The 10,917-nt window shown below is 67.6% G+C and carries 11 protein-coding genes; 2 read left to right on the top strand and 9 right to left on the bottom strand.

Annotation, left to right across the window (positions count from 1 at the left end):
• Nucleotides 1-30 precede the first annotated feature (30 nt).
• Complete coding sequence (phaZ, locus tag K32_RS22800; protein WP_201401684.1) at nt 31-1,686, bottom strand: polyhydroxyalkanoate depolymerase; 1,656 nt, start codon at nt 1,684-1,686, stop codon at nt 31-33.
• A gap of 219 nt (nt 1,687-1,905) precedes the next feature.
• On the opposite strand from phaZ, the gene K32_RS22805 reads away from it, so the two are divergent.
• Together K32_RS22805 and K32_RS22810 are read left to right on the top strand one after the other, a co-directional pair.
• Entirely contained in the window at nt 1,906-3,291 is a 1,386-nt protein-coding gene (locus K32_RS22805; protein WP_201401685.1) for an ActS/PrrB/RegB family redox-sensitive histidine kinase, read from the top strand.
• Nucleotides 3,292-3,426: 135 nt separating this feature from the next.
• Nucleotides 3,427-3,984 (top strand): ActR/PrrA/RegA family redox response regulator transcription factor, encoded by a 558-nt coding sequence (locus K32_RS22810; protein ID WP_201401686.1) that lies wholly within the window; start codon nt 3,427-3,429, stop codon nt 3,982-3,984.
• A gap of 243 nt (nt 3,985-4,227) precedes the next feature.
• Here K32_RS22810 and K32_RS22815 read toward each other — a convergent pair whose 3' ends face one another.
• From K32_RS22815 to K32_RS22850, 8 genes are all read right to left on the bottom strand, one after another.
• Complete coding sequence (locus K32_RS22815; protein ID WP_201401687.1) at nt 4,228-4,578, bottom strand: RidA family protein; 351 nt, start codon at nt 4,576-4,578, stop codon at nt 4,228-4,230.
• Nucleotides 4,579-4,688: 110 nt separating this feature from the next.
• Nucleotides 4,689-5,171 (bottom strand): MmcB family DNA repair protein, encoded by a 483-nt coding sequence (locus tag K32_RS22820; protein ID WP_201401688.1) that lies wholly within the window; start codon nt 5,169-5,171, stop codon nt 4,689-4,691.
• 289 nt (nt 5,172-5,460) lie between these two features.
• Nucleotides 5,461-6,399, bottom strand: a complete 939-nt coding sequence (locus tag K32_RS22825; RefSeq protein ID WP_244669701.1) for a lipid A biosynthesis lauroyl acyltransferase — start codon at nt 6,397-6,399, stop codon at nt 5,461-5,463.
• Between the two features lie 4 nt (nt 6,400-6,403).
• Entirely contained in the window at nt 6,404-7,429 is a 1,026-nt protein-coding gene (locus tag K32_RS22830) for a zinc-binding dehydrogenase (RefSeq protein WP_201401689.1), read from the bottom strand.
• 86 nt (nt 7,430-7,515) lie between these two features.
• The gene (locus K32_RS22835) at nt 7,516-8,820 is read right to left on the bottom strand and encodes a beta-ketoacyl-ACP synthase (protein ID WP_201401690.1); all 1,305 of its coding nucleotides are present in this window, start codon (nt 8,818-8,820) and stop codon (nt 7,516-7,518) included.
• A 14-nt stretch (nt 8,821-8,834) separates the two neighbouring features.
• Nucleotides 8,835-10,067, bottom strand: a complete 1,233-nt coding sequence (locus tag K32_RS22840) for a beta-ketoacyl-ACP synthase (protein ID WP_201401691.1) — start codon at nt 10,065-10,067, stop codon at nt 8,835-8,837.
• Complete coding sequence (locus K32_RS22845) at nt 10,064-10,531, bottom strand: 3-hydroxyacyl-ACP dehydratase FabZ family protein (protein ID WP_201401692.1); 468 nt, start codon at nt 10,529-10,531, stop codon at nt 10,064-10,066. Before K32_RS22845 ends, K32_RS22840 begins: the two co-directional genes overlap by 4 nt.
• A gap of 22 nt (nt 10,532-10,553) precedes the next feature.
• Nucleotides 10,554-10,835, bottom strand: a complete 282-nt coding sequence (locus tag K32_RS22850; RefSeq protein ID WP_018182383.1) for an acyl carrier protein — start codon at nt 10,833-10,835, stop codon at nt 10,554-10,556.
• Between the last annotated feature and the right edge of the window lie 82 nt (nt 10,836-10,917).

Below are 10,917 nucleotides of genomic sequence, written 5' to 3' on the forward strand. Positions count from 1 at the left end.
GTCGGATCGTCCTTCAAGGGAAAATCGGACTTAGGCTTCCGTCGCGGCTTCCTGGGGGCTCAGCAGACGCTTCGCCTGGCCGATCCAGTCGTCGCGGCCGATGCGGCCCTTGAGGGCGAGGCGGACGTCGAGCGCCGTCGCCTGCTTCGCCGTCAGTTTCGCGATCTGGGCGAGGCGGAAAATGCCGGCGGCGTTCAGGCTCGCCTCCAGTTTCGGGCCGATGCCGGCGATCCGCTTGAGGTCGTCGGCCGGCAGCTCAGCCGGGGCCGGCGCCGGCTTGGCCGGGGTGGCGGCAGGCTTGGTCGCGGCAGGCTTGGCGTTGGCAGGCGTCGCCTTGGCGGGCGCGGGCTTGGCCCTGGCGACGGGCTTCGCCTTCGGCGCTACCGGCGGCGCTGCCGGTGGCGCGGTTTCCACCGGGGTGGCGGCGGCCGGCGCGGCGGCGCGTTTCGTCTGCTGGTGGGTCAGCACGAAATCGCTGATCCTGGGCGCGATCTCGGCGCGGAAGCGCGAGCCGTTGAAGACGCCGTAATGGCCGACCTTCGGCTGCACGTAATGCGCCCGCATGTCGGCCGGGATGTTGGTGCACAGATGCTGCGCGGCTTCCGTCTGGCCGACGCCGGAGATGTCGTCGTTCTCGCCCTCGACGGTGAAGAGGGCGATGTTGCGGATCGCCGTCAGGTCGACCGGCACGCCGCGATGGGTCATCTGGCCCTTCGGCAGCGCCTGCTGGATGAACACGGTATCGACCGTCTGCAGGTAGAACTCGGCCGTCAGGTCCATGACGGCGAGATATTCGTCGTAGAAGTCGCGGTGCTTGTCGGCCGAGTCGCCGTCGCCGGCGACCAGGTGCTTGAACAGGTCCTGGTGCGCGGTGACGTGGCGGTCGAGGTTCATGCTCATGAAGCCCGACAGCTGCAGGAAGCCCGGATAGACGTCGCGCATGACGCCGGGATGCGGGAAGGGCACCTTCATCACGACATTGTCGCGGAACCAGTCGAGGCTCTTGCCGGTGGCGAGCTCGTTGACGGCGGTCGGGTTGATGCGGGTGTCGATCGGCCCGCCCATCAGCGTCATCGAGCGCGGCGCGAAGCGGTCGCCCGCCGCCTCCATCAGCGCCGCGGCGGCGATCACCGGCACGGCCGGCTGGCAGACGCCGATCACATGCACGTCCTCGCCGAGGAAATGCAGCATCTCGACCAGATAGTCGATGTAGTCGTCGAGATCGAAGGAGCCGTCCGAGAGCGGCACCATGCGGGCGTCGATCCAGTCGGTGATGTAGACCTCGTGCCGGGGCAGCATCGCCTCGACCGTGCCGCGCAGCAGCGTCGCATAGTGGCCGGACATCGGCGCGACGATCAGGAGCTTCGGATCGCGGCGCGGCGTCTCGAGCGCGCGCTGGAAATGCAGCAGGTTGCAGAACGGGCGCTGCCAGACGGTCTCCTCGGTGACCGCCACGCGCGTGCCGCCGACCAGCGTCGTCCCGAGGCCGAAGCCCGGCTTGGCATAGCGGCGCGTCGTGCGCTCGAACAGCTCCAGCCCGGCCTGCCAGTTGCGCCCGAGCGGCGTCTGGCTGATCGGATTGAGCGGGCTCTTCAGGAGCAAACTGAACATGTCCGCCGCCGCCCGCATCGGCGACAAGGCAGCGTGGTTCAGTTCGTAAAGTTCATAATAAGACAACGGACCCATCGTGCCGTCCATCTGCCGCTCCACTAGGGATCGGACCGGCCGGGTATTCCGTCGGGCAGTACGGCAGGCGGCCAGCCTTGTGCAATGCAGCATGTAAGGATGATTTTCACCCCGATGCAAGGGTTGGCAGTCCGATTTGGCGTCAATTCGCCAGCGCGGGCGCTTCCCATGCTATAAGCCAGCTATATCAAGGCCATTTCCATACCAGGTGACGCAGCAATGCCCGGGCAAGCGGTTCGATCGCAGGATTTCGAGGGCAGGCGCCTGAAGCTCGATACGCTGGTGCGCCTGCGCTGGCTGGCGATCGCCGGCCAGACGGCCAGCGTCGTCGTCGTCCGCTTCTGGTTCGACTTCCCGATGCAGATCGGCCTGTGCCTGGCGGCGATCGCGCTGTCGGCCTGGCTCAACCTGTTCATCAAGATCCGCTACCCGTCGAGCCTGCGCCTGAAGGGCCGGACGGCGGCGCTGCTGCTTGGCTACGACGTGCTGCAGCTCTCCGTGCTGCTCTTCCTCACCGGCGGCCTGCAGAATCCGTTCGCGATCCTGATCCTCGTTCCGGTCATGGTGTCGGCGACGACGCTGGCGCCGCGCCTGACCGTGATGCTGGGCGGGCTGGTCATCGTCGCGGTGACGGTTCTCGCGCTCTGGCACATGCCGCTGCCCTGGGAGGCCAACGCCTTCATCGCGCTGCCCTTCCTCTACATCCTCGGCGTCTGGGTGGCTCTGACCTGCTCCGTCATCTTCATGGGCGTCTACGCCTTCCGCGTCGCCGAGGAGGCACGCCAGCTCGCCGACGCGCTGATGGCGACCGAGCTGGTGCTGGCGCGCGAGCAGCATCTCTCGGCGCTCGACGGCCTCGCCGCCGCCGCCGCCCACGAGCTCGGCACGCCGCTCGCCACCATCGTCCTCGTCACCAAGGAGCTCCAGCGCGAGCTGCCGCCGGACAGCCCCTATGCCGAGGATATCGCCCTGTTGCGCAGCCAGTCGCAGCGCTGCCGCGACATTCTCGGCAAGCTGACGTCGCTGTCGACCGAGTCCGACCAGCATATCGACCGGCTGCCGGTCAGCCATCTGCTCTCGGAAGTCGTCGATCCGCATGCCGACAGCGGCATCGACATCGAGGTGAAGCTGGAGAGCCAGAGCGGCGACGAGCCGGTCGGGCGGCGCAATCCGGCGATCCTCTACGGCCTCGGCAATCTCGTCGAGAACGCCGTCGACTTCGCCGAGACGAAGGTCGAGATCACCGCGTCCTGGTCGCCGGAAAAGGTGTCGATCACGGTTGCCGACGATGGGCCCGGCTTCGCCTCCGAGGTGATCGACCATATCGGCGAGCCTTATGTGACGACGCGCGCGCCGTCGAGCGAGGCGAGCGAAAACCACGAGGCGGGCGGCCTCGGCCTCGGCTTCTTCATCGCCAAGACACTTCTGGAGCGGACGGGCGCGCGGGTCGACCTCTCCAACCGCGAGGCGCCGGCGCATGGCGCGATCGTGCGCATCGTCTGGCCGCGCGACGCGATGGACCGCCTCAACACGGCCAACAAGCCGCGCGCGCTGTTCCAGAACGGCGACCACGACGAGCGCGAAGCGGCGTCCGCGCATAGTTGACGCGGGCGGAATGGGCAATACCGGGCCGTTTTGACCATCTGCCGCGCAGGACGGTCTTGGCGTCGAGGCTCCGGATGCCTATAACCCGCTCTGGTAGGAAAAGAAAAACTTGGGGAGGGGCGGAGTTAAACGTCTATGACAGACTTAGAATCGGCCGGCCTGTCCGGAACGGACTCCTCGCTCATCATCGTCGATGACGACAAGGCCTTCTTGCAGCGTCTTGCCAGGGCGATGGAAGCACGTGGTTTCATCGTCGATACCGCCGACAGCGTCGCCGAAGGCATGCGCAAGGTCGATCAGAAGCCGCCGGCCTATGCGGTCGTCGACATGCGGCTCGAGGACGGCAACGGCCTCGACGTGATCGAGCTGATCCGCAAGCGTCGTCCGGAATCCCGCATGGTGGTGCTGACCGGCTACGGCAACATCGCCACCGCCGTCACCGCCGTGAAGCTCGGCGCCGTCGACTATCTCGCCAAGCCCGCCGACGCCGACGAGGTGTTCTCCGCGCTGACCCGCGATCCGGCCGAACGCGCCCTGCCGCCTGACAATCCGATGTCGGCCGACCGCGTCCGCTGGGAACATATCCAGCGCGTCTACGAACTGTGCGAGCGCAACGTCTCCGAGACCGCCCGCCGCCTCAACATGCACCGCCGCACGCTGCAGCGGATCCTGGCCAAGCGCGCCCCCCGCTGATCGCCGATCCCGAGAGCAGCAATGAAAACGGGCGCCGCGGCGCCCGTTCGCATTTTTGGACTGTTGAGGCGTCAGCCCTTCCTTTACCTCTCCCTGAGGGAGAGGTCGACGCACGAAGTGCGGCGGGTGAGGGTTTACGGCCTCACCGGATGGTTCCCTAAACCCTCACCCGGAGCTTCGCTCCGACCTCCCCCTCAGGGGGAGGTGAGAGCACGAATCCATCCAACCGTATCTGTCCCGCCCTTACGGCAGGGCGGCGACGATGATGATCTCGACCAGGTGCGCCGGGGTGGCGAGCTTCGATTCGCCCGTGGCGCGCGCCGGCGGGTTGGCCTTGTCGACCCAGGCGTCCCAGACGGTGTTCATCGTGCCGAAATTCGCCATGTCGGCGAGCCAGATCTGCGCCGAAAGGATGCGCGACTTGTCCGTGCCGGCCTCGGCCAGCAGGCTGTCGATGGTGTCGAGCACGGTCTGGGTCTGCTTGGCGACGTCGTCGCCCGGATTGCCGACCTGGCCGGCGAGGTAAACGGTGTTGCCGTGCACGACGCCTGCGCTCATGCGCGGACCGGGCTGGATACGACGGATGCTGCTCATAAAAAGTTCCCTTCTGAGATTGGCGGTCCCCGTCTATCGGGATCGGCCCGCCGCATCAAGCCCAGCCTGACGCGACGTTGCCGGCCGCCAGCTCCCAAGCCGTTGGCGTCTCAGATGATTTCGTGAAAACCCGCATCCGGGTCGTAAAGGCCGTGCAGCCGGTGCGCGGCGGCCTGGGCGAAGCGCAGCGTCATCGCCTTGCGGCGGGCGGCGACGAGCGGCGCATGCGGCGCCTCGCGCAGGATCTCGGCGCCATAGGCGTCGGCGAGGATCAGCCCTGCCTGTTGCGGAAAGATCTCCGCCGGCACGCCGGCATGGCTGGCGAAATAGAGTTTGTCGCAATAGGGGGCGTAATCCGGCCATTTGCCGTCGGCGCGAAAATCGGCAATCGACGACTTGATCTCGACGATGGTGATTTCGCCGGAAGGCCCGAGCGCGATCACGTCGGCGCGGCGGCCCGTCGCCAGCACCAGCTCGGTGACGATCGCATGCCCGCGCGCGCGAAACAGCCGGCCGACGCCGCGCTGGATGGCGAGCGCCGTTTCCGATTGCCTTCCGTCGCGCGGCACGACGAGTTCAGGAGAATAAACCATGAACGGAGTTTGCCACGACCGGCGCCGGATTTGAAGGGCGGGGTGCCTCGGCCGTTTGGGGGAGGTGGGGGATGGAAGGATTTTCACCGGCCCGCGCAGGAAGAGGCGGTTGGCCTGTGTCGTGGAACCGCAGTCGTCGCCCCACGCTCGCCGTCATCCCGGCCTCCGAGCCGGGATCCATTCAGCCGGGTTGGCCGACGCGTGAAACGCCCGAAATTGCGGCTGCATGGATCCCCGCCGTCGCGGGGATGACGGGGAGGTGCCCGGTCGTGCCCAGCGGAAAAGAAAACTAGCGCCAGCGATTGTGCAGCCAGAGCCACTGTTCGGGGTGCTCGCGCACCCAGCCCTCGACCACCGACATCACCTTGGCGGTGCCGGCGTCGACGTCGATCAGGCCCTCTTCGTCGCGCGGCATCTCGATCGGCGGCGTCAGCTCGACGCGGAAACGGCCACCGGGCAGGCGGATGGTGCGGGCGCCGTGCACGGGGCAGTCATAGTGGCGGGCGAGGCGGGCGACAAGCGGATTGGCGTTCGCGGTCCGGCCGAAGAACGGCACCTTCGGGCCGCGCCCGTGGTGCTGGTCGGTCAGGATGCCGATATGCTCGCCGCGATCGAGCGCCGCGCCGACCTCGAAGGTGGCGCCGCGGTTCGAGGCGACCAGCTTGCCCATCATCTGCTCGCGCTGCTGCATCAGGTCTTCGGCGATGACGTTGTTGGTCGGCGCGCGGAACAGCGACACCACCGGCAGGCCGAAGCGCGCCGCGACGACCGCCAGGATCTCCCAGTTGGCGAGATGGGCCGAGAAGATGATGCCCGGCTTGCCGTCGTCGCGCATCGCCAGGAACTGGTCGACGCCGACGACCTCGATCCGCCCCTCGCCGAGGCGCTCCGGATCGATGTCGACCAGCTTGTCGAGGAAGACATACTCGACCATGGTCTGGCCGAGGCCGGTCCAGACGCCCTGCAGGATCGCTTCCCGCTCGGCGTCGGATTTTTCCGGGAAGGCGGCGGCGAGGTTCTTCCGCGCCAGCTTGGTCTCGGAGACGAAGCGGCCGACGAACCGCGCGACGGCGCCGCCGACACGGCCGGCGCGTTCCTCGCCGAGCGAGCGCACGCCGGCGATCAGCCCGCGCACGCCGAAGGCGATGGTCGCGTGGGCCGCCTTCGAACGCGAGATGCGCCGCATCAGGGTCTTGAACGGCTTCTTCCTTGTGCTCGGCAGCGCCATCGGATCAGAGCGTGACGAGGATCTTGCCGAACACCTGGCGCTGCTCGATGCGGTCCAGCGCCTCGTCCAGATTGTCGAGCGACACGGTGCTGTCGATCACCGGGCTGGCGACGCCGGCGCCGATCTTGGCGAGCGACTGGGCGATGTTCTCGATCCGGCAGCCGAACGAGCCGATCAGGCGCAGCTGCTGCTGGTAGAGCTGGAACAAATTGATCTCGGTCGAGATGCCGGTGGTCGAGCCGCAGGTGACGAGCGTGCCGCCCCGGCGCAGCGAGAACATGCTGCCGGCCCAGGTGTCGACGCCGACATGCTCGAACACGACGTCGACGCCGCGCTTCTTGGTGATCTTGCGAACGACGCCCTCGAAGCGCTCTTCGCGGTAGTTGATGACGTGGTCGGCGCCGAGCGCCTTGGCCTTCTCGCCCTTCTCGTCGCTGCCGACGGTGGTGATGACCGTGGCGCCGACGGCCTTGGCGAGCTGGATCGCCGCCGTGCCGATGCCGCTGCCGCCCGCCTGGACCAGGATGGTCTGGCCGGCCTCGAGCTTGGCGTTGTCGAACAGCATGTGCTGGACGGTGCCGAAGGTGACCGGCGTGCAGGCGGCGTCCTGCACCGAGACGTTGTCCGGCGCCGGCACGACGTGGCGGGCCTTCAGCGTGACGTAGTCGCAGGCGAGGCCGTCGATGTGGAAGCCGCGCACGCCGGCGACGTTCTCGCAGAGATTGTCGCGGCCGGCATGGCAGGCCGGGCAGGTGCCGCAGGTCTCGGCGCCGTAGATGGCGACGGTCTGGCCGACGCGGACATTGGTGACCTCGGGGCCGATGGACTCGATCGTGCCGGCCGCCTCGGCGCCGATCGTCAGCGGCAGCTTGCGCTTGGCGAACGCCATGCCGCGCCAGCCCCAGACGTCGATGTGGTTGAGCGCGACGGCGCCCATCCTGACGCGCACCTCGCCCGGGCCGGGCTCGGCGGCCATCGGAACATCAACGATCGAAAGCTTGCGGTCGGCGAGCAGCTGGAGGGCGCGCATGGAATATCCGTCTTGTGGTCAGAACAGGGCCTGCTTTAGCGTCTCGGCGCCCAACATGCCAGTGGCTGGGGCGCCGGACGTCGCGGTCAGGCCGGCTCGGCCGCGATCACGAGGCAGGCGTTCTGGCCGCCGAAGCCGAACGAATTCGACAGCACCATCGAGACCGGCGCCTCGCGGGCGACATTCGGCACCACGTCGAGCGAGACCGACGGGTCGGGAATGTCGTGGTTGATGGTCGGCGGGATCAGGCCGCTGCGGATCGTCTGGATCGAGAACACCGCCTCGATCGCGCCGGCCGCCGTCAGCGTGTGGCCGATCATCGACTTGTTCGAGCTGATCGGGATCTGCTTCACGTGCTCGCCGAACACGGCCTCGAGCGACAAGGCTTCCATCTTGTCGTTTTCGGGCGTGCTGGTGCCGTGCGCGTTGATGTAGTCGATCTCGTCGAGGCTGATGCCGGCGTCGCCGAGCGCCTGGCGCATGGCGCCGATGACGGGCGAGCCGTCCGGCTTCGAGCGGGTGCGGTGGAAATCGTCGGCCTGCTCGGCCACGCCGCGGATGACGGCGAGGATCTCGGCGCCGCGGGCGACCGCCGCGTCGTAATCCTCGAGCACCAGGGCGCCCGCGCCCTCGGCCATGACGAAGCCGTCGCGGTTCTTGGAGAAGGGCCGCGAGGCGGTCTCCGGGTCTTCATTGTTGGTCGAAAGCGCCGAGAGCAGCGAGAAGCGGATCAGCGATTCCGCCTGCACCGAGCCGTCGGTGCCGATGCAGAGCGCCGCGTCCGTATCGCCGCGCCGGATCGCCTCGACGCCGAGCTGGATCGCCGTCGCGCCCGAGGCACAGGCCGTCGACAGCGAAATCGGCGCGCCGCGCGTGCCGAACCGGTCGGCCGTCTTGTCGGCGACGCAGGCATAGAGCGCATATTCGTAGATGTCGGGATTGTTCAGCGCCTCGGCGCTGCCGATCATCCGGTCATAGGGATCCGCGGTTTCGGGATTGCCGCTGTCGTAGAGATCGCGCTTGACTGACCAGTCGAGCTCGACAGGCGGCACCGCCATGAACAGCATGCCCGGAAAATCGCCCGGCGTACCGATCTTGGCGCGGGCGATCGCTTCCTCGGCGGCGAGCTCGGCCAGCTTCTCCGTCAGCACGGCCGAGCGCGGCACGTCGTCGAACAGGAAGTCGACGGTGCCGGCGATGGTCGTGCGGAGATGATCGACGGGGAAGCGCGAGATGCGATGGATGCCGGACTTGCCGGAGGTCAGCGCCGACCAGTTGTCGTCGATGCCCTGGCCGAGCGAGGTGACCACGCCCATGCCGGTGACGGCGACGACCGGACGTCCGAGATGATCCCGCGTCTTGCCCGTGCCCGTTACCTTGCCTGTGCCCATGATCCTGACCTTTCTCAGTCGATCGCTTCGAGGAGCGCCATGCCCTCGCCACGCCAGAAGCCCCAGCTGGTGGCCAGGATCTGGGTGGGGACTTCGCTCGCTTCAAGCTCCAGCCCGGTCGGATCGGCCGGTCGATAGAAACCTTTTCGCGACAGCGCCAGGGCTGCGAGCGCGATCTGGGCCGGGAAGGCGGCCTCGAGGCTGTTGCCGATCCGGCTCTGCGTGGCGCGGATGGGGCCGACGGTTCCCTCGGCGACGAGGGATTCGAGCAGAGCCCGCTCCTCGAGCGTGGCGCTGGCGATGCCGTTCGCGCCGGAGAGCACGCCGATCGGCTTGTCGCCGAGCGCCGGGCGCATCGCGTCGATCTGGCCCTTCGCCACGGCGGCGGCCTGGCCGGGTTCGCGGCGGCTGCGGCCGGAGAGAACCGGACCCAGCTTGGCATAGGCCGTCTTGCCGCGGGCTTCGGCATGGGCGCGCGATTCGAGCACCAGGAAGACGCCGATCGAGCCGGTGACCATGCCGCCACCGGCATTGGCCCGCTCCCAGACGGCGTTCACGGCGCCCTTCCACAGCGTGTTGCCGAGCGCCAGGCTCAGCAGCATGTCCTTGCGTTCGGCGTTGTAGGCGGCGCCGACGAGGAACTGGTCGCCCTGGCCAGCGCGGATGCGCCGGGCGGCGATCTCGACGGCGCTGATGCCGGCGAGTTCCTCGCCCATGAAGGTGCGCGACGAGCCCGTCACCTTGTGGACGATCGAGATGTTGCCGGCGAGCAGGTTGGAAAGCTGCGCCAGGAACAGCGTCGGGCGGAGGTCGTTGGCGAGCCGCTCGTTCAGGAAGGCGTCCGGCTCGGCCGCGCCGTCGAGCCCGGCCAGGATCTGGCCGTCGACGACGACGTCGCGCTCGCCGCCACCGGCCGCGACGATCATGTCCATGTGGGCGAGGCGCTCGAGATCGCCGGCGAGGCCGGCATCGGCGAGCGCCAGGCCGGCGGCATAGGTGCCGAGGCGCTGCCACGGCTCCATCTGGCGCTGGTCGGCCTTGCGCGGGATCTGCTTGTCGAGCTCGATCGGCACCATCGGCAGCACCGGGAACGGCGCGAACCGCTCGGTGTCGCCGGCGGAAATCCGCGGCTCGTCGATGGCGAGTGCCTGCCAGTGCGCGTCGAGCCCTTCGCCGAGCGAGGAGATCAGGCCGATGCCGGTGATCCAGACGTCGCGGGCGCTGTCGCTGCCGGTCGGGTCGCTCATACCGTGTCTCCGACCGGCGTCAGGCCGATCTGCCGTACGCGATCACGCATGTTCTCGATCAGCTCGGGGGCCGGGAAATCCATCACGCGCAGCGTCAGCTCCGCGTCGCAGACCGGGCCGCCCTGCTCGATCTTCGCCTCGGTGACGGCGAAGCCGGAGCCGTCATGCGTCATCGTCGCATAGACGTCGAGTTCGGCGCCCGGCTCGATGAACTTGCGGAACTTGGCCTTCTTGCAGCCGGCGAAGAACGGCATGCGGGTGAGGCCGTTCAGGCCGAGGATCAGAAAACCGGATGCCTGCGCCATGGTCTCGATCAGGAGCACGCCCGGCATGATCGGATAGCCGGGAAAGTGACCTTCGAATACCGGGCTCGTCTCGGGGACGAACGCCTTGGCATGAATCCGACCGGTCGCAGCGTCGAAATCGACGATGCGATCAATCATCTGGAAATATTCGAGACGCATAGCCGCTTCGACGCCGATCCTGTCAGGCGTTCTTCTTGGCGACGAGATCGTCGATATGCGCGCAGAGGTTCTTCAGGAGAAAGTACTCCTCGACCGATGCCTTGCCGGCGTTGACTTCCTGGGTCCACTGCTCGAGCGGGATCTTGATCCCGAACTTCTTGTCGAGTGCGAAAACGATGTCGAGGAAATCGAGGCTGTCGATGCCAAGATCGTCAATGGCATGCGATTCGGGCGTGATCTTCTCGCGCGGAATTTCGCTGGTCTGGGCAATCACATCGGCGACGACGTCGAACGTGGAAGACATGACGGTCACGTAATCCTATCTCTAGAATGGCTCTCATAGTGCGGGTCCGGCGCGCGATCCGGCGGGGAAGCCGGAGGGCGCG

It is taken from the genome of Kaistia sp. 32K, from assembly GCF_016629525.1.
GTDB lineage: Bacteria > Pseudomonadota > Alphaproteobacteria > Rhizobiales > Kaistiaceae > Kaistia.

What these genes read in the sequence shown, in the direction of transcription:
- K32_RS22850 (WP_018182383.1), bottom strand. Translation starts at nt 10,835, where the DNA reads ATGTCTTCCACGTTCGACGTCGTCGCCGATGTGATTGCCCAGACCAGC.
- K32_RS22845 (WP_201401692.1), bottom strand. Translation starts at nt 10,531, where the DNA reads ATGCGTCTCGAATATTTCCAGATGATTGATCGCATCGTCGATTTCGAC.
- K32_RS22820 (WP_201401688.1), bottom strand. Translation starts at nt 5,171, where the DNA reads ATGGTTTATTCTCCTGAACTCGTCGTGCCGCGCGACGGAAGGCAATCG.
- K32_RS22835 (WP_201401690.1), bottom strand. Translation starts at nt 8,820, where the DNA reads ATGGGCACAGGCAAGGTAACGGGCACGGGCAAGACGCGGGATCATCTC.
- K32_RS22825 (WP_244669701.1), bottom strand. Translation starts at nt 6,399, where the DNA reads ATGGCGCTGCCGAGCACAAGGAAGAAGCCGTTCAAGACCCTGATGCGG.
- K32_RS22805 (WP_201401685.1), top strand. Translation starts at nt 1,906, where the DNA reads ATGCCCGGGCAAGCGGTTCGATCGCAGGATTTCGAGGGCAGGCGCCTG.
- K32_RS22830 (WP_201401689.1), bottom strand. Translation starts at nt 7,429, where the DNA reads ATGCGCGCCCTCCAGCTGCTCGCCGACCGCAAGCTTTCGATCGTTGAT.
- K32_RS22815 (WP_201401687.1), bottom strand. Translation starts at nt 4,578, where the DNA reads ATGAGCAGCATCCGTCGTATCCAGCCCGGTCCGCGCATGAGCGCAGGC.
- K32_RS22810 (WP_201401686.1), top strand. Translation starts at nt 3,427, where the DNA reads ATGACAGACTTAGAATCGGCCGGCCTGTCCGGAACGGACTCCTCGCTC.
- phaZ (WP_201401684.1), bottom strand. Translation starts at nt 1,686, where the DNA reads ATGGGTCCGTTGTCTTATTATGAACTTTACGAACTGAACCACGCTGCC.
- K32_RS22840 (WP_201401691.1), bottom strand. Translation starts at nt 10,067, where the DNA reads ATGAGCGACCCGACCGGCAGCGACAGCGCCCGCGACGTCTGGATCACC.